The organism is Streptomyces sp. NPDC027962 (assembly GCF_055566095.1).
The window spans coordinates 29,626-47,170 of the sequence record NZ_JBVHTA010000011.1; the positions used below are offsets into that span (position 1 = coordinate 29,626).

14 protein-coding genes are annotated in these 17,545 nt (G+C 71.3%); 11 read left to right on the forward strand and 3 right to left on the reverse strand.

Features of this window, described 5'->3' with window-relative positions:
• Nucleotides 1–211: 211 nt before the first annotated feature.
• Complete coding sequence (locus ACZ4SA_RS13050) at nt 212–1,795, forward strand: DAK2 domain-containing protein (protein ID WP_468273220.1); 1,584 nt, start codon at nt 212–214, stop codon at nt 1,793–1,795.
• A 213-nt stretch (nt 1,796–2,008) separates the two neighbouring features.
• On the opposite strand, the gene ACZ4SA_RS13055 is transcribed toward ACZ4SA_RS13050, so the two are convergent.
• Both ACZ4SA_RS13055 and ACZ4SA_RS13060 read right to left on the reverse strand, forming a co-directional pair.
• Nucleotides 2,009–4,987 carry a tetratricopeptide repeat protein gene (locus tag ACZ4SA_RS13055; protein WP_468273223.1) on the reverse strand — a complete coding sequence of 993 codons (2,979 nt, stop codon included), beginning with the start codon at nt 4,985–4,987 and terminating at the stop codon, nt 2,009–2,011.
• Entirely contained in the window at nt 4,984–6,801 is a 1,818-nt protein-coding gene (locus ACZ4SA_RS13060; RefSeq protein ID WP_468273226.1) for an HSP90 family protein, read from the reverse strand. The genes ACZ4SA_RS13055 and ACZ4SA_RS13060 overlap by 4 nt, the downstream gene beginning before the upstream one ends.
• A gap of 165 nt (nt 6,802–6,966) precedes the next feature.
• On the opposite strand from ACZ4SA_RS13060, the gene ACZ4SA_RS13065 reads away from it, so the two are divergent.
• The 8 genes from ACZ4SA_RS13065 to mutM all read left to right on the forward strand — a co-directional run bounded on the left by ACZ4SA_RS13065 (nt 6,967) and on the right by mutM (nt 15,304).
• On the forward strand, nt 6,967–10,173 hold the full coding sequence (locus tag ACZ4SA_RS13065) for a helicase-related protein (protein WP_468273228.1): 3,207 nt from the start codon (nt 6,967–6,969) through the stop codon (nt 10,171–10,173).
• Between the two features lie 37 nt (nt 10,174–10,210).
• Nucleotides 10,211–10,795, forward strand: coding sequence for a 16S rRNA (guanine(966)-N(2))-methyltransferase RsmD (rsmD, locus tag ACZ4SA_RS13070; RefSeq protein ID WP_468273230.1), 585 nt, complete (start codon nt 10,211–10,213; stop codon nt 10,793–10,795).
• Nucleotides 10,796–10,821: 26 nt separating this feature from the next.
• Nucleotides 10,822–11,304 (forward strand): pantetheine-phosphate adenylyltransferase, encoded by a 483-nt coding sequence (coaD, locus tag ACZ4SA_RS13075; protein WP_468273492.1) that lies wholly within the window; start codon nt 10,822–10,824, stop codon nt 11,302–11,304.
• Between the two features lie 95 nt (nt 11,305–11,399).
• A complete protein-coding gene (locus ACZ4SA_RS13080) occupies nt 11,400–12,461 on the forward strand; it encodes a cell division initiation protein (protein ID WP_468273232.1) in 1,062 nt (353 codons plus the stop codon).
• 169 nt (nt 12,462–12,630) lie between these two features.
• Nucleotides 12,631–13,236 carry a YceD family protein gene (locus ACZ4SA_RS13085; protein ID WP_468273234.1) on the forward strand — a complete coding sequence of 202 codons (606 nt, stop codon included), beginning with the start codon at nt 12,631–12,633 and terminating at the stop codon, nt 13,234–13,236.
• Nucleotides 13,237–13,238: 2 nt separating this feature from the next.
• Entirely contained in the window at nt 13,239–13,412 is a 174-nt protein-coding gene (gene rpmF / locus ACZ4SA_RS13090; protein WP_026165248.1) for a 50S ribosomal protein L32, read from the forward strand.
• A gap of 19 nt (nt 13,413–13,431) precedes the next feature.
• Entirely contained in the window at nt 13,432–14,283 is an 852-nt protein-coding gene (gene rnc, locus ACZ4SA_RS13095) for a ribonuclease III (protein ID WP_468273236.1), read from the forward strand.
• 160 nt (nt 14,284–14,443) lie between these two features.
• Nucleotides 14,444–15,304, forward strand: a complete 861-nt coding sequence (gene mutM, locus ACZ4SA_RS13100) for a bifunctional DNA-formamidopyrimidine glycosylase/DNA-(apurinic or apyrimidinic site) lyase (protein WP_468273238.1) — start codon at nt 14,444–14,446, stop codon at nt 15,302–15,304.
• 171 nt (nt 15,305–15,475) lie between these two features.
• Here mutM and ACZ4SA_RS13105 read toward each other — a convergent pair whose 3' ends face one another.
• Complete coding sequence (locus tag ACZ4SA_RS13105; protein ID WP_468273240.1) at nt 15,476–16,498, reverse strand: CAP domain-containing protein; 1,023 nt, start codon at nt 16,496–16,498, stop codon at nt 15,476–15,478.
• Nucleotides 16,499–16,635: 137 nt separating this feature from the next.
• Here ACZ4SA_RS13105 and ACZ4SA_RS13110 point away from each other — a divergent pair, with 137 nt between their 5' ends.
• A complete protein-coding gene (locus tag ACZ4SA_RS13110; RefSeq protein WP_189473382.1) occupies nt 16,636–16,917 on the forward strand; it encodes an acylphosphatase in 282 nt (93 codons plus the stop codon).
• A gap of 394 nt (nt 16,918–17,311) precedes the next feature.
• Nucleotides 17,312–17,530, forward strand: coding sequence for a hypothetical protein (locus ACZ4SA_RS13115; protein WP_215097132.1), 219 nt, complete (start codon nt 17,312–17,314; stop codon nt 17,528–17,530).
• Nucleotides 17,531–17,545 lie beyond the last annotated feature (15 nt).

Sequence of the window (17,545 nt, forward strand, 5' to 3'; positions counted from 1 at the left end):
CGCGCCGGAATCAGTGATCTGAAGTGGCTTGCCGGGGGAATGGCCCGATTCTCATCGGGCAACTGGAGCAGCATACATCCACTGCTTCCGAGACACGAAACTAGCACGCTCCCGCCGCCCCCCGCCCGGCCGTCCGCAGCCGGCCGGGGTCTACGCTGCGGGACAACCCGCAGCCACGGCCCCCGTCAGGCCGCACAAGGAGGATCACCAGGTGCCGCAGAGTCTCGACGCCTCGGCCGTACGCGCCTGGTGCTCACTGGCGCTGGAGGCCCTGGGCCGGGAGCGCGAGGAGATCGACGCCATCAACGTGTACCCGGTCGCGGACGGGGACACAGGCACGAATCTGTACCTGACCGTCGAGTCGGCCACCCAGGCCGTGGAGGCGGTGTTCGCCGCCCACGAGACCGGGGACACCGCCCCCGCCCCCGCCGATGTGATCCGTGCCATGGCCCACGGCGCGCTGATCGGTGCGCGCGGCAACTCGGGCACGATCCTGGCACAGCTCCTGCGCGGCATGGCGGAACGGATCGGTGACGGAGACCACCTCGCCGGAGCGCTGCGGCGGGCCGCCGAACTGGCGCGCGAGGCGGTCGCACACCCGGTGGAGGGCACCATCCTCAGCGTGGCCCGCGCAGCCGCGGACGCCGCGCAGAGCGCGCCGGCCGACCCTCTGCGGGCCGCCTACGCGGGGGCGCGGGAGGCGCTCGAAGCCACCCCCCGGCAGCTCGCGGTGCTGGACGCCGCGGGCGTCGTCGACGCGGGCGGGCAGGGCCTCGTCACCGTCCTGGGAGCGCTGGTGCAGGCCCTCTCCGGCGAGGCCCCGGCGACTCCGGCACCCCGGACCGGCCGGCGTCCCGCCGCGGTGGACGCGGGGCGGCCGTGCGCCGGCGGCGGTCCCGCCTTCGAAGTGATCTACCTCCTCGAAGCGGACGACGCTGCCGTGGCCCGGCTCCGTGCCCGGCTCGACGGGCTCGGCGACTCCCTGGTCGTCGTCGGCGGAGACGGCCTGTGGAACGTCCACGTCCATGTCGACGACGCCGGCGCGGCCGTCGAGGCGGGCGTGGAAGCGGGACGGCCCTACCGCATCCGCATCACACACTTCGACTCCGCGGCGGCCCCTGCCCGCGAACAGGCCCAGCGGGCGGTCGTCGCCGTGGTCCAGGGCGAGGGACTCGCGGAGCTGTGCGGCCAGGCCGGCGCGACCACGGTCCTGGCCCGGCCCGGGGAGCCGCCGGCCAGCGGAGAACTCGTCGAGGCGATCCGCCGGGCACACGCCCGCGAGGTGGTCCTCCTGCCCAACGACACCTCCTTGCGGCACACGGCCGCCGCAGCGGCGGAACAGGCCCGCACGGAGGGCGTCCGCGTCGCCCTGATCCCGACCCGCTCGGCGGTCCAGGGCATCGCGGCCCTCGCCGTCCACGCACCGGACCGCCGCTTCGACGAGGACGTGGTCGCGATGACCGCCGCGGCCGGCGCGACCCGGTACGCCGAACTGGCCGTGGCGGAACGCCAGTCGTGGACGTCGGCCGGCGTCTGCCAGGCCGGGGACGTGCTCGGCCTGATCGACGGGGACGTCGCGGTGATCGGCGAGGACCTGACGGCGACGGCGCTGACGCTGCTGGACCGCATGCTCTCGGCGGGCGGCGAACTGGTCACGCTGGTCCTGGGGACGTCGGCGCCCGAGGGGCTGTCGGGGCGCCTCGAGGCGCACGTCAGGGAGGGCTATCTGGCGGTGGACACGGCGGTGTACGAGGGGGGCGAGGGGGCGACGCCGCTGCTGATCGGGGTGGAGTAGCGCCCGGGGGGCGTGGGCGCTGCCCCCGGCCTGCGCCTTGGTCGCCGGCGGGGCCGGGTGCGCCGGTCCTGTCGGGGCTCTGCCCCGAACCCCGCGCCTCAGCCTCCCCCACGGCCCGGCGGAGCTGGGACCTGCCGCACCTGGCGGGCCTCCGCCCGATCGTCGGCGGGGCCGGGACTTGCCCGGCCCCGCCGACGAGACGGCCCGTTCCGGCTACTGGGACAGTTGCGCCAGCACCGCCCGGGCCTCGTCGCAGCGGGACACCGCCGTCTCGCTGCTCTCCGGCGAGGAGGAGGCCGCCGCGTACGTCGCCAGCACGGACCTCGCCAGCGACCGCGACGGCGCCGCGTCCGAGAGCGACGCGTAGAGCCACGCCGCCATGAGCTGCGCGCCCGTGCGCAGGTCGGTGAAGCGGTCGCCCGCCTCGTCGAAGGTCGCCACCGCCCGCGTGACGTAGCCGACCGCCTCCTCGTACGCCGCCCGGGCCGAACCGTCGGCGTCGTCGCCCGGTTCGCCGTCGCAGGAGCTCGCGATCAGGTCGCCGGTCTGGCGGTAGGTGTCCGCCAGTTCGGCGCGCAGCAGGGCCGCGGCTTCGGCGTCCTCGCAGGCGGCCTGCGCCGACTCGCATTCCGCCGCAGCAGCGGTCATCAGGTCCCGCGCCGCCGCCACGCCCGCCTGCCCGTCGCGTACGGCGATCCACGCCCGTACCCGCAGCGTCCGCACGAGCGCGTGCACGTCGCCGAGGTCGCGCCACAGGTCGCCGGCCCGCCGATACGCCAGCTCCGCCTCGGGGTTGAGCTGGGCGCGGAACAGCGCCTGGCCCGCCAGATTCGCGAGCATCGCGTGGTCGCGCTGCTCCGGCCGGCCGCGTGCGATGTCCGCCGCCTTCAGCCAGTGCTCCGCCGCCTCACGCGGCTCGTCCAGCGCCGTGCAGCAGTCGCCCAGCCACCACAGCGTCTGCACGATCATGCCGTCGCCGTGGCCCTCCGCCGTCAGGTCGGGCAGCACCGACTCCAGCACCGCCGCGGCCTCGTCCACCCGCCCGAGCTGCAGCAGGAACCCGCCCAGCCGGTGCCGGGCGTATGCCCCGTTGCCCGCCGTCTCGCCCGCCTCGTCGGCCCAGTGCGCCGCCTCCAGGGCATGTTCGGCGGCCTCGTCGAACTTGCCGGCGTCGGCGAGCGTCTCCATGAGCTGCAGGTGCAGACGGCAGCGCCCAGAGGCCCCGGGGAAGTGCGCCGCGTGCTCCAGGGCGGCGCGGGAGGCGCGCTCGGCCGTCTCCAGATCGCCGAGGTGCCGGCTGACTCCGGCCAGCTGGGTCTCGGGCTGCACCGCGTACCAGGGCCGGCCCGCCTCGAGGCACGCGTCGGCGGCCTGGGCGTACAGCTCCGCCGCCCCCGCCGCGTCACCACGGAACGCGGTGATGTCGCCCAGGTAGCCGAGCGCCTCACCGATCACGACGCCGACCCCAGGCTCCGCCCGTTCCGGTTCCGCGAAGGCGAGGAGCGCGTGCACCGCCTCCTCCAAGGACGCGACGGCCGCTTCCACGGCCTCCCTGAGCTGCATGCCCTGGATGAGGTCGTGGAGGATCCGGACGCGGCACAGCAGCGCCCTGCCGGTCTGCCGTGCGGTCGCCCGGCCCTCGGCGTACAGGGCGAGGGACCGGTCGCAGGGCTCCTGCACGGCGGCCAGCGCCTCGTCGAGGCGACCGTCGAGCCCGAGGCAGTACGCCGCCCTGGCGAGTGCCGACGCCGCGCGCCCCGGCTCGTCGGCCGACTCGTAAAGGCGGGCCGCGGACGTGAAGAGCTCGATCGCCCCGGCCGGCGGGGTACCGGGCGCCATGCCCCGGTGCTCGTCGATCTCCGCCCGGTCGAGCACGCCGAGTTCGACGCCCTCCTGCCCGGCGGCCCGGGTGGCGGCGGCCCACGCGGCCGTCGCGTCCGGGTGCTGGGCGTCGGAGAGGCGACGCGCCTCGGCCAGCAGCCCGGACACGCCGGCACCGGACATGCCGCCCCCGGGCCCGGTCTCCACCGAGGGCGCCGCTGCCGTCGCCTCACGCGGTGCGGCCACCGGCCGTGCGGCCCGCACGCCCAGCGGCAGGCGGTCCACCAGCGGTGCGCGGTCCATGCGCTCGACGCACTTCTCGCTCACGTACGAGTTGCCGTTGCGCGTGTCGAAGCGGGCGGCGATGGCGAGCGCCTCCGTGCGGGCGTGAGCGGCCAGTTCACGGGCGGTCCAGCTGCGGCCCCCGGGACCGGGCAGGCTCTGCTCGCCGTGGCCGAGGACGGTCAGCCGGTCGGTGAGCAACGTGGTGACCTGCAGATAGCCGAGCAGGCTGCTGGGCTCCCCGGTGTCGGTGAAGTACGCGGGCCGTTCGGCGAGTATCTCCAGGCCCCGTGCCTCGTTGCCGGTCAGTGCGCAGAACTCCACGTGCTGCGCGACCGCGCTGCGCATGCTCTCCTTCGACCGGACCAGCCGGTAGCCGCGCAGATGGTGCGCGCGGGCCTCCTCGGTGCGCCCCAGCCGCAGCAGGGGCAGCAGCGAGGCGGCGAGCACCGCGTGCGGCTCGTGCGCGCAGGTGAACTCGCCCTCCAGGACAGGCCGCCAGGTCGTGAGCGCCCCCTCCTCGTCGCCCTGGTGGGCCTGCCACGAGCCCTGGGCCCGCAACTCGCAGGCGTGGCAGTCGCTCTTGTCGTCACGGTCGGCGGCCTGCCAGGCGCCGTACGCCCGCCGGGCCCGTTCCATGTCGCCCAGATGCCGGGCGATACGCATCTCGCCCTGGCGCACGGCCCGCTCGGAGTGGCCGGCGAGCCGGTAGCGGTGCTCCATCTCCGCCTGCCACTTCTCGATGGAGGCGAGTGGGATGTGCGGCTGGTCGATCATCCCACTGGAGACCCACTTGAACATCCAGAACAGCGAATGGACCTGCCGCCGGTCGAAGTCCTCGGGCCGCTCGTCCCACATCCGCAGCAGCCGGGCGAAGGGGACGAACATCCTGTCCGCCTCGGAGCTGTAGTTGTAGACCTGCATCAGATGGTCGAGGCCGTCGATGACGAGTGCGGTGTCGCCGAGCTGCTCGATCTCGGCGAACAGCCGCTCCGCGCGCGCGTTGCGCGCCGGGCCCTCCGGCTCCGTGTAGTTGTCGTTCAGAGCCCGGCGCAGCGCGTCGGCGTCAGGGGGAGTCGCGAGGCTCATCGGCCGTTCTCCTGGTCGTGGGTGGCCCACTCCAGCAGGCCCATGAACGCGCGGTTGAGGAGCGCGGAGTCGGCGGGTCGCAGTGGTCGCTGAGCCATCAGCAGCGCCTGCCCGTACAGCGCCTCCGTGGCGGTGCCGGCGAGCTCCCCGTCGAGCGAACTGATCCTGCGGATCAGGGGGTTGAGGTGGTTCAGCACGAGCCGGGCGCGCGGCGCGCTGCCCCGCAGCGACCCGAGGATGCCCGCCCACAGGTCGTCGGCCTGCGCCTCTTCGTCCGCGCGGGCCTGCTCGTGGCGGGCGGCCCGGTCGTCGAGGTGGAGGGCGGGCACGGTGAGCGGGTGGAAGGCGCGCAGCGCCACGTCGCAGCCGAGCGGGTCGAGTTTGGCGCGCGCGGCGGCCAGGAAGCCGGCGAGGGCGAGCTCCTCCGCGGGGTCGACGGCGTCGAGGTGGGCGGTGACCGTGTCCGCGTCGAGCTCGGCGACCACCGTGCCGGGCCGTACGTACGGCAGGCTTTCGACGAGTTCGGTGTCGTACGTGTAGCCGCCGTTGATCAGCCCGATGCCCTGCGCGGACGCGATCGGAGCGACCTGCCGGTACTCCTCGACGGTCCGGGCGAAGTGCACCACCGGGTGGCGCTGGGCGAACTCCTCCAGACCGATCCTGCCGTCCGTGGTCTCGAACGGCAGCCACGGCAGCATCGTGCGCAGCATCTCCGTGTCGTGCCTGGCCAGTGACTTCACACCCAGGTGGTGCACGGAGAGGAACTGCTCCAGCCGCTCGGGGTCGCCCGCGGCCAGCCCCGTCAGCCACTCCCGGATGCGGTCGCCGAGGGCTTCGCGTACGGCGGCGAGCGTCTCGTCCGCGTACAGCGATTCGCGCGAGGCGGTGGGCCGCAGACTGTCGGTGTCGATGACGCACCGCACGAAGAAGGCCCAGTCGGGGAGGAGTTCGTCGGCGCGGTCGGTGAGCAGCATGCCCTTCAGGTGCACGCGGTGGCCCGAGCGCCGGGCCGGGCTGACCGAGGACGGCAGCACGTAGGCGACGCCACGTACACCGGCGACGGGAAGGTCGAGGTCGACGGAGTCGAGCGGGGTGAAGCCGAACAGCTCGTGGCAGTGACGGGCGAGGGCGACCCGCCGCGCCGCCGGCCCCGGATACGTGCGGTCCCAGGGCGCGGGCAGGTCGCTGACTGCCGTGTCGCCGACCACGACGTCGTACGGCAGCAGCGATCCGAAGTCGCGTGCCAGGGCGATCACCCGCTGCTCCGACAGCCAGTCGCCACTGCCGGGGCGGGCCGTCAGGTACACGGTCGTGCCGGGCTCCGGCCGAGCGCTGTCAGGCAGAGTGCGCACGGTGTACGAACCGTCGTCGCGGGCCGACCACTGGACGGGCGGAGCGTCGGGCGTACGGGCACTGCGGCTCACCACGCGGATCTCGGCCGCGACGACGAAACAGGCGAGCAGGCCGATGCCGAACTGCCCGAGGAACTCGGCCCGGGCGGACTCGAGCCCCTCCCGTTTGGAGCTGCGGCCGATGGTCGCGAGCAGGCTGTGTACATCGGTCTCGGTCAGGCCGATGCCCGAGTCCTCGACGCGCAGGCCGCCGTCCTCGGCGTACAGCCGCACGCGCGCGGGCGCGTCGGGCTGTTCGGCCCGCCGGGCGGTGATCGCGTCCACCGCGTTCTGCAGAAGCTCGCGCAGATAGACCTTGGGGCTGGAGTAGAGGTGGTGGGACAGCAGGTCCACCAGGCCACGGAGATCGACCTGGAAGGTGTGCGGTGTCGTACCGGTGGCCGGTGTCGTCTCAGATGTCATCGTCGCTGCGCCGGTGGGGGGTCGGGCGACGGCGCGGGGTCGGGCGATCCCGTACGACGGTGATCGCGAAGAGGAGGGAAAGAACGGCCATCGTAGGGCGCGCGGCGCCGCCTTGACCAGGAGTTATCAACAGGAGCGCGACGGCTGTCGGTGGCGTGGTGTGCAATGGATCGCGTGTCCGCGCTCGACGAACCCCTCAAGAAGACGCTCGGTGCCGCCACCGCCAAGGTGATGGCCGAGCATCTCGACCTGCACACCCTCGGTGACCTGCTGCACCACTATCCACGGCGGTACGCGGAGCGCGGGGAGCTGACCTCCCTGTCCGAGCTGCCGCTGGACGAGCACGTCACGGTGGTGGCCCAAGTCGCCGACGCGCGGATCCTCACGTTCAACCAGGGCCGGGGCAGGCGCCTGGAGGTGACGATCACCGACGGCAGCGGCCGGCTCCAGCTGGTCTTCTTCGGCAAGGGCGTCCACAAGCCGCACAAGGACCTGCTGCCGGGCACCCGCGCGATGTTCGCCGGCAAGGTGTCCGTGTTCAACCGCAAGCTGCAGCTCTCGCATCCCGCGTACGAGCCGCTCAGCGGCGGCGCGAGCGCCGCCGACGCCGTGGACGCCTTCGCCAATCAGCTCATCCCGATCTATCCCGCCTGCAAGCAGCTGGAGTCCTGGAAGATCTCCAAGGCGGTCGACGCGGTGCTGGACCGGGCGGTGGACGTCGTCGACCCGCTGCCTCCGGCGCTGCGCGAGGGCCGCGGCATGGCGACCCTGCCGGACGCGCTGCGCAAGATCCACCGCCCGCGTACCAAGGCCGACATCGCAGAGGCCAGGGAGCGCCTCAAGTGGGACGAGGCGTTCGTCCTCCAGGTGGCCCTCGCCCGCCGGCGGTTCGCGGACACCCAACTGCCCGCGGTGGCCCGCCGCCCCGCCCCCGGCGGACTTCTCGACGCGTTCGACGCCAGGCTGCCGTTCACCCTCACCGACGGCCAGCAGTCGGTCAGCAAGGAGATCTTCGACGACCTGGCGACCGAGCACCCGATGCACCGCCTCCTCCAGGGCGAGGTCGGCTCGGGCAAAGCACAGCCCCTCGATTCCCTGGTGTTGACGCCGAGCGGCTATCACCGGATGGGCGACATCGCGCGCGGCGACGATGTGGTTGTTCCGTCTGGGGAGGTCGCTGTCGTGGATGGTGTCTTTCCTCAAGGCGAGCGTGACGTCTGGCGCCTTGTGCTCTCGGACGGAAGTTCCGTCGAATGCGATGACGAGCATTTGTGGATCGTCGGTACGAGCTGCGGCTGGCACCGCGGTCAGCAGCCCAAGACCATGACCACGAGGGAGATCAGGAAGGACACGTTCAAAGCCAACGGTTCGTCGAAGTGGTATCTGCCGGCTGCCGTTCCGGTCGACCTCGACAGCGGTGTGGATCTCTCGGTCGACCCCTACCTGCTCGGTGTTCTCCTGGGAGACGGATCATTCCGTCACAATCTCCGTGTCTCCAGTGTCGACGAGGAGATCCTCGAGGCAGTGCGGGCTGCCATCGCCCCCGAGTGTCACTTGGTACCCGTGCCAGGATCACGCTGCGACTTCACACTTCGCATGACCGCGCCAAGGGGCGGAAACCGCCGGAACCCTGTCATTGCTTCGCTGCGTGAGATGGGGTTGTGGGGTGCGGCCTCGCACGAGAAGTTCGTGCCGGAGCCCTACAAGAATGCCTCGATCAAGAATCGGCTGGCGATCCTGCAAGGACTCATGGACGCGGACGGAACCCTCGACGCCGACGGTATGAGCATTTCTTTCTGCTCGGCGTCCCGGCGGCTGGCCGACGGCGTGGCGTGGCTGGTGCGATCCCTGGGAGGAAGAGCCCGGGTCCTGGCGAAGCGGGACGCATTCTACGTTTCCGTGGCTCTGCCCGAGGAATACACCCCGTTTCGGCTGTCACGTAAAATGAACCGTCTGCGCGCCCGCCCGAAGTACAACACCTTCCGCCGCGGAATTCGCGCGGTGGAGTACGTCGGCAGGAAGCCTGTCCAGTGCATCAGCGTGGCTCACCCGAGTCACGCGTATGTCACCGACCATTTCACCGTCACGCACAACACGATGGTCGCGTTGCGGGCGATGCTCGCCGTCGTCGACGCGGGCGGCCAGGCCGCGATGCTCGCCCCCACCGAGGTTCTCGCCCAGCAGCACCACCGCTCGGTCACGGAGATGATGGGCGACCTTGCGGAGGGCGGCATGCTGGGGGGCTCCGACCACGGCACCAAGGTCGTGCTGCTCACCGGCTCCATGGGGGCGGCCGCCCGACGGCAGGCGCTGCTCGACCTGGTGACCGGCGAGGCCGGGATCGTCATCGGCACGCATGCGCTGATCGAGGACAAGGTGCAGTTCCACGACCTCGGTCTGGTCGTCGTCGACGAGCAGCACCGCTTCGGCGTGGAGCAGCGCGACGCCCTGCGTTCGAAGGGCAAGCAGCCCCCGCACCTGCTGGTCATGACCGCCACCCCCATTCCCCGTACGGTCGCGATGACCGTCTTCGGCGACCTCGAGACGTCCGTACTGGACCAGCTGCCCGCCGGCCGCTCGCCGATCGCGAGCCACGTGGTGCCGGCTGCCGACAAGCCGCACTTCCTGGCCCGTGCCTGGGAGCGGGTGCGCGAAGAGGCGGAGAACGGCCACCAGGGCTATGTCGTGTGCCCCCGGATCGGTGACGCGGAGGACGAGAAGCCGAAGAAGAATTCGCCGGAGGACGAGGCGGAGAAGCGCCCGCCGCTCGCCGTCGTCGACATCGCCGACCAGCTGGCCAAGGGCCCGCTGAGCGGTCTGAGCGTGGCGGTCCTGCACGGGCGGATGCAGCCCGACGACAAGGACGACGTGATGCGTCGCTTCGCCCGCGGCGACGTGGACGTCCTGGTCGCCACCACGGTCATCGAGGTCGGGGTGAACGTGCCCAACGCCACCGCCATGGTGATCATGGACGCGGACCGCTTCGGCGTCTCGCAGCTCCACCAGCTGCGCGGGCGCGTCGGCCGCGGCTCGGCCCCCGGCCTGTGCCTGCTGGTCACCGAGATGCCGGAGGCGAGCCCGGCCCGTCAGCGCCTGGCCGCCGTCGCCTCGACGCTCGACGGCTTCGAGCTCTCCCGTATCGACCTCGAGCAGCGCCGCGAGGGCGATGTGCTGGGCCAGGCCCAGTCCGGGGTGCGCACCTCGCTGCGGATGCTCGCCGTCATCGAGGACGAGGAGGTCATCGCGGCCGCCCGCGAGGAAGCGGTCGCGATCGTCGCAGCCGACCCGGAGCTGACGGGCCTGCCCGAGCTGCGCACCGCACTGGACGCCTTGCTGGACAAGGAGCGCGAGCAGTACCTCGACAAGGGCTGAGAGACTTGGGGCGTCAGCCCGACGAGAGAGGCCCTTCATGACCCGCGTGATCGCCGGTGCGGCCGGTGGACGCCGCCTCGCCGTACCGCCAGGCACCGGCACCCGCCCCACCTCCGACCGCGCCCGGGAAGGGCTGTTCTCCAGCTGGGAGGCGCAGCTCGGCGCGCTCGAGGGCATCCGCATCGCCGATCTGTACGCGGGCTCCGGCGCCGTCGGCCTGGAGGCGCTGTCGCGCGGCGCCGCCCATGCCCTGCTGGTCGAGGCGGACGCCCGCGCCGCCCGCGTCGTCCGGGAGAACGTGCGCGCGCTCGGTCTGCCCGGCGCGGAGGTCCGCACCGGCAAAGCGGAACAGATCGTCACCGGACCGGCGCCGGACGCCCCCTATGACGTCGTCTTCCTCGATCCGCCCTACGCCGTCACCGACGACGATCTTGGCGAGATTCTGCTCACACTCCGCCGCCAGGGCTGGCTCGCCGCCGATGCGCTCGTCACCGTGGAGCGCAGCACCAGAGGCGGGGAGTTCAACTGGCCCCAGGGCTTCGTCCCACTGCGGGCCCGTCGCTACGGCGAGGGGACGCTTTGGTACGGTCGCGCCGCCTCTACGTGCGAAGACGCACCATGACCGGACCGGAGAGCGAGGGACTTCAGTTGCGCCGAGCAGTCTGTCCGGGGTCGTTCGACCCCATCACCAATGGACACCTCGACATCATCGCCCGCGCCTCCAAGCTGTACGACGTCGTACACGTCGCGGTGATGATCAATCAGTCCAAGCAGGGACTGTTCACCGTCGACGAGCGGATGGAGCTGATCCGCGACGTGACCCGCGAGTACGGGAACGTCGTGGTGGAGTCGCACCACGGGCTCCTCGTCGACTTCTGCAAGGAGCGCGACATCCCCGCGATCGTCAAGGGGCTGCGAGCGGTCAGCGACTTCGACTACGAGCTGCAGATGGCCCAGATGAACAACGGCCTCTCGGGCGTGGAGACGCTCTTCGTCCCCACCAACCCGACCTACAGCTTCCTCTCCTCCAGCCTGGTCAAGGAGGTTGCCGCATGGGGCGGCGACGTGTCCCACCTGCTGCCCGACACCGTCCACCGCGCACTCGTCCGGCGGCTCGCGGAAAAGGGCTGACCTGACAACGCGTCAGCCGGTGTCGGGCGGGCACGGACTGCCCGTACAGTCGTCCCCGTCCGTCTCCAATCCGCAGTAGAGAGTGGCGAACCACGGTGGACGTGCAGAAGAAGCTCGACGAGATCGTCGAAGCGGTCGGGAACGCCCGCTCCATGCCCATGTCGGCGTCCTGCGTGGTCAACCGCGCCGAGCTGCTCGCCATGCTCGAAGAGGTGCACGAGGCCCTGCCGGGGTCCCTGGCCCAGGCGCAGGAGCTCATCGGCGGCCGTGAGCAGATGGTCGAGCAGGCCCGCCGGGAGGCCGAGCGGATCATCGAGTCCGCCCACGCCGAGCGCGGCTCTCTGATCTCCGACACCCAGGTCGCCCGCCAGTCGCAGGACGAGGCCGACCGCATCCTCGCCGAAGCCCGCCGGGAGGCCGAGGAGATCCGCGCGGAGGCCGACGAGTACGTCGACTCCAAGCTCGCCAACTTCGAGGTCGTCCTCAACAAGACCATCGGCTCCGTCGACCGGGGCCGCGAGAAGCTGCTGGGCCGTGGCCCCGGACTCGACGAGCAGGGCTACGCCGACGAGGACGCCCCCGAGCACAGCAACGACCCGCAGACGCTCATCCAGCGCGCGGACCAGTACGTCGACGCCAAGCTCGGCGCCTTCGAGGCCGTGCTCTCCAAGACGCTCGAAGCGGTCGGCCGCGGCCGCCAGAAGCTGCACGGCCGCATCGCCACGGACGACCTCGGCGCGCACATGGCCGCCCAGGACGCCGCCGGCGGCCACCAGCACACCAGCGACGCCGACTATCTGGCCGGTCTCGCGGAGCTCGCCGACCCGGCCCCCGAGCGCGCACCGGACGCCTACACGTACCGTCCGCCGCAGCCGGAGGCGCAGCCGCAGATCCCGCCCCAGCCGGACCCGTACACGTACGCCCCGCAGGAGGCCTACGCGAGCTACCAGCAGCAGCCCGACCCCTACGCCGGGTATCCGCAGCAGGGCTACGACCAGCAGTACGCGCAGCACGACCCGTACGCCTACCAGCAGCCGCAGCCCGAATACCAGCCCCAGCCCCAGCCGCAGCAGGGCGCCGCGCTGGACGAGACCAGCCTTTTCGACACCGGCATGATCGACCTCGAGCAGCTGAACCGGTACGAGCAGGGGCGCTGAACGGCCCGGATTGGGTCTATGGCGGACGTTCCAGTATCCTGGCTCTTCGGTCGCGCGTAGTTCCGCGATCCCGGCTGTCCGCTTCGCTCCGCGAATCGGGACGGCCCCTCCCCACGAACCGAAAGCAGGAAGACCCCTGAGCACGCGCCTCGACCATCGCAATCCCCTCGTGTTCGACACACACGAGCTGGGACGGCGGCCCGGTGCGCTGCAGCGGCTCTCCCGCACGGTGGACGCACCGAAGGACCTCGGCATCGCCGATGTCATCGGAGTGCCGGAGGGCGCGCCGGTGGAGCTGGACCTCCGCCTCGAGTCCGTCATGGAAGGGGTGCTCGTCACGGGCACCGCCCGTGCGAGCGCCGAGGGGGAGTGCGTAAGGTGTCTGGAGCCGCTGCAACAAGAGGTTGCCGCGGACTTCCAGGAGATGTTCACGTACCCCGAAGGCGACGACCGGGGCCGCAGCCGTGCTGCGGAGCCCGTCGAAGACGAAGAGGACGAGGACAGGCTCTTCCTCGAGGACGGCATGTTCGACCTCGAGCCCGTGCTGCGTGATGCGGTGGTGCTCGCACTGCCGATGCAGCCGGTGTGCCGGGAGACCTGTGCCGGCCTGTGCTCCGATTGCGGAATCAGGCTGGACGAGAACCCGGACCACCACCATGACGCCGTCGACATCCGTTGGGCGGCACTGCAGGGACTCGCCGAGACCGTTCAGGACGGCGAGAAGGACAACATGGGCGGCGCCGAAGCGGGCGTCGACGAGAAGCAGGAGAAGTAGCCGTGGCTGTTCCGAAGCGGAAGATGTCGCGCAGCAACACGCGCCACCGCCGGTCGCAGTGGAAGGCTGCGGTCCCCACCCTGGTTTCGTGTGAGCGTTGCCAGGAGCCGAAGCAGCAGCACATCGCGTGCCCGAGCTGCGGCACCTACAACAAGCGCCAGGTCCTCGAGGTCTGAGCGGCTGGTGAGAGGCGCAATGTCTGAGTCCAACAAGACGGACAATGCCTCGTCCCACACGCTTCTGGAAGGGCGGCTCGGGTATCGACTCGAGTCCGCCCTTCTGGTGCGTGCGCTGACGCACCGTTCCTACGCGTACGAGAACGGCGGTCTGCCCACCAACGAGCGGCTGGAGTTCCTCGGAGACTCCGTGCTCGGCCTGGTGGTCACCGACACGCTGTACCGCACCCACCCCGACCTGCCCGAAGGCCAGCTGGCCAAGTTGCGGGCCGCGGTGGTCAATTCGCGTGCGCTGGCGGAGGTCGGACGTGGCCTGGAACTCGGCTCCTTCATCCGGCTCGGCCGCGGCGAAGAGGGCACGGGCGGCCGGGACAAGGCATCCATCCTCGCCGACACCCTTGAAGCGGTGATCGGCGCGGTCTATCTCGACCAGGGCCTCGAGGCGGCGTCCGAGCTGGTGCACCGGCTCTTCGACCCGCTGATCGAGAAGTCCTCGAACCTCGGCGCCGGCCTGGACTGGAAGACCAGTCTCCAGGAGCTCACCGCGGCCGAGGGCCTCGGAGTCCCCGAGTACCTGGTCACGGAGACCGGCCCGGACCACGAGAAGGTCTTCACTGCTGCCGCCCGCGTCGGTGGTGTCTCGTACGGCACCGGCACCGGCCGCAGCAAGAAGGAAGCGGAACAGCAGGCGGCGGAGTCCGCGTGGCGGGAGATCCGAGCCGCCGCGGACGAGCGTGTGGCGGCGGCCAAGGCCGCCGCCGAGAACGGGGTCGCCACCGGGGAAGGGGACGCCGACACCTCTTCCGACACGGCACCCGACTCTTCCGACACCGCAGCCGGCACGGCACCCGCGGACCGGGCTTCCGCCTGAGTCCTGCGGCCCGTCGGCTGTCCGCGGTTTCGCGTGAGGTCCCTCGCCCCGGGGTGGATTCCGGTGGCGAGGGGCCTCACGGCTTCCCCCCGGCGCTCCCGCGAGGACGGCCGGCCTGTACGCTGCGTGACGTCACCGTGTGAGTCATCCGAGGAGACCCGTGCCCGAGCTGCCCGAGGTGGAAGTCGTACGCCGCGGCCTGCAGAACTGGGTCAGCGGGCGAACCATCGCCGAGGTCCAGGTCCTCCATCCGCGCGCGGTCCGCAGACACCTGGCAGGCGGCGAGGATTTCGCCGCGCGGCTGAAGGGCCGGACCGTCGGCGACGCCTGCCGGCGTGGCAAGTACCTGTGGCTCCCCCTCGAGGACACGGACACCTCCGTCCTCGGCCATCTCGGGATGAGCGGCCAGCTGCTCGTGCAGCCGCAGGAAGCACAGGACGAGAAGCACCTGCGCATCCGCATCCGCTTCGCGGACGCGCTCGGCACCGAGCTGCGCTTCGTCGACCAGCGCACCTTCGGCGGCCTGTCCCTGCACGAGAACTCGCCGGACGGCCTGCCCGACGTCATCGCGCACATCGCCCGTGACCCGCTCGACCCCCTCTTCGACGACACCGCCTTCCACACCGCGATGCGGGCCCGCCGCACCACCGTCAAACGCGCCCTGCTCGACCAGTCGCTGATCAGCGGCGTCGGCAACATCTACGCCGACGAGGCCCTGTGGCGGGCGAGGCTCCACTACGAGCGGCCCACGGCGACGCTCACCCGGCCCCGCTCGGTGGAGTTGCTGCTGCATGTGCGGGAGGTGATGACGGCGGCCCTCGCGGTCGGCGGCACCACGTTCGACAGCCTGTACGTGAACGTGAACGGGGACTCCGGCTACTTCGACCGTTCCCTGGACGCCTACGGGCGTGAGGGCGAGCCGTGCCGACGCTGCGGCACCCCGATACGCCGCCGCCCGTGGATGAACCGGTCCAGCTACTTCTGCCCGCGCTGCCAGCGGGTGCCGCGCACCGTTTCCTGACCTGCCACGCACGGTCCTCCGCGCGGCGGAGGCTGCCGCTCCACCGGTTCCGTGCCGCTACAGCGCGGCGCCTTCGCGCCCGGCGTCGTACCCGCTCACGAGCCGCCGGCACCATGCGAAGGGCCCCTGACACCTCCGAGTGTCAGGGGCCGTCTTGTTCGATCGGCGGGATCAGTAGCCGAAGTTCTGCGTCCACCAGGGGCCGCCGTCGGCCATGTGGGCACCGACGCCCAGCGTGTTGAAGTCGCAGTTCCGGATGTTCGCGCGGTGTCCCTCGCTGCTCATCCAGGCGTTCATCACGGCCTTGGCGTCGCCCTGGCCGCGCGCGATGTTCTCGGCGCCGAGACTACGGACGCCGGCCTTCTCCGCACGGTCCCACGGCGTTTCGCCGTCGGGGTCGGTGTGGTCGAAGAAGTTGCGCTCGGCCATGTCCTTGCTGTGGGCGCGGGCCAGATCGGCCAGCTCGCCACTCGCCTTCAGCGGGCTGCAGCCGACCTTCGAGCGCTCCTGGTTGACCAGGTCGATCACGTCGGCCTCTGCGGCGGCGGCCGCCTCCGTATCGGGCGCGGCCGGCTTCGAGGGGGCCGGCTTCGAGGGGGCGGGCTTCGAGGGCGCGGCCGGCTTCGAAAGCGCGGGCTTCGACGGCGTGGCGGTGCGCTCGGGGGTGCGGGTGGCCTCGCGGGTCGGGGCCGAAGCCGTCTTGCTCGCCTTGGGGGTCTTCGTCGTCTCCTTGGAGGGCGACTTCGACGGCTTGGCCGACTCGCTCTTCTTCGGGGACTCGCTCTTCTTCGGCGTTTCGGTGGTCGTCGAAGGCTTGGGCGAGGGCGACTTCGACGGCGACTTCGAGGGAGCCTGCGAACGCTCGGACGTCCGGCTGGGGGAGGCGGACGCCCCGGCCGTCGGCTCGGCGCTCGTGTCGCCCTGCGCCTGCAGGCGCGACGGCACCTCGTTGCGCATCTCGGTCCGGACGTCGGAACTGCTGCCCACGGTGTGCTTGTCGTCGCCGCCCGGCAGGACGCCGCTGGTGACGAGCACGGCGCCGACGGCTATGGCGGCAGAGGCCCCGAGCAGGCCGGTGCGTACGGGCAGGCCTGCCCGATTCTTCCGGCCGGCACCGCCCCGGTGCCTGCCTGCCGAGCCTGCCGCGTGGTTGGTTGCGGCCGGCGCGGGGGCGGAGCGTCGATGGCGACCCATCTGCTGTGCCTTCCTGGTGCGCGACGTATACGTCAAACGGACTCACCCGTACGAGTGAGGCTGATTCGTCCGGACTGTACGCCATGCGGCCCGGGGGCGATGTGATGCAAAAGCAACCGGCCGGTTACGGTGCAGCCATGAACGACACCGCACGGCTGACCGCCTGGGTACGCGGCCGAGTACAGGGAGTGGGCTTCCGCTGGTTCACCAGGGCAAACGCTCTGGAGATCGGGGGCCTCACCGGCTTCGCCCTCAATCTCGACGACGGCAGGGTGCAGGTGGTGGCCGAGGGGTCACGTGAGAATTGCCACCGTTTGCTGGAGTGGCTTCGCTCCGACGACACACCCGGCCGTGTCGACGGAGTGACTGAGATCTGGGACACGCCCCGGGGCGGATATCCGGACTTCGCCATCCGGTGACGAGCCCCCGGCGGGGTGCCCGCCGGGGGCTCCTCGAGGGGAGACCCGAACACTGGCCGGCGGCAGAAACGACCTGGTGGTTGCCAAGAAGAGGCTTGTCATGCCAGGCTGCGCGAGGAAAGATGATCGTCACGCCCCCAGGGCCCCGCAGGTCAGGCACCGCCGCAGTGTTCAGCGGCCGTATGCCCCCGGGCTGCCCGTCGATACGGGGTGTGATCGTGTTGACCGTCAAACTTTTTGGTGAGAGTCTGGAAGCCCCGCGCACCTCAGCTGTTCGGCAGTAAGAACCGCAGCACGGCAAGCAGTACTCGAAGGACTGCCGAGCACCGCGGGTGCGAATCCCTCACGACCCACACCGCATCGGTCGGTCACTCAGTGTGGAGGACCATCCATCATGGCAAAGGCGCTTCTCGGTTACGTCGGCGGTTCCGACCCGCGACTCCTCGCCGAGATGCGACGGCTTCAGCAGCGCGTCCAGGACCTTGAATCCGAGCTTGTACGGATTCAGTCCGAGAACGACGCGCTCAACGCTGCCGTCGCTCAGCACCCTGGAGAGTCGCTGCTCGACGGCATCGACATCGACGTACCCCAGGCGGAGCCCGCGCTCACCTGAGCTCGGTCAGCCGCT

Bases quoted from the DNA above. Each gene is read 5' to 3' on its own strand.
- ACZ4SA_RS13110 (WP_189473382.1), top strand. From the start codon at position 16,636: ATGAACGACACCGCACGGCTGACCGCCTGGGTACGCGGCCGAGTACAG.
- ACZ4SA_RS13105 (WP_468273240.1), bottom strand. From the start codon at position 16,498: ATGGGTCGCCATCGACGCTCCGCCCCCGCGCCGGCCGCAACCAACCAC.
- ACZ4SA_RS13055 (WP_468273223.1), bottom strand. From the start codon at position 4,987: ATGAGCCTCGCGACTCCCCCTGACGCCGACGCGCTGCGCCGGGCTCTG.
- rnc (WP_468273236.1), top strand. From the start codon at position 13,432: ATGTCTGAGTCCAACAAGACGGACAATGCCTCGTCCCACACGCTTCTG.
- ACZ4SA_RS13060 (WP_468273226.1), bottom strand. From the start codon at position 6,801: ATGACATCTGAGACGACACCGGCCACCGGTACGACACCGCACACCTTC.
- ACZ4SA_RS13065 (WP_468273228.1), top strand. From the start codon at position 6,967: ATGGATCGCGTGTCCGCGCTCGACGAACCCCTCAAGAAGACGCTCGGT.
- ACZ4SA_RS13115 (WP_215097132.1), top strand. From the start codon at position 17,312: ATGGCAAAGGCGCTTCTCGGTTACGTCGGCGGTTCCGACCCGCGACTC.
- rsmD (WP_468273230.1), top strand. From the start codon at position 10,211: ATGACCCGCGTGATCGCCGGTGCGGCCGGTGGACGCCGCCTCGCCGTA.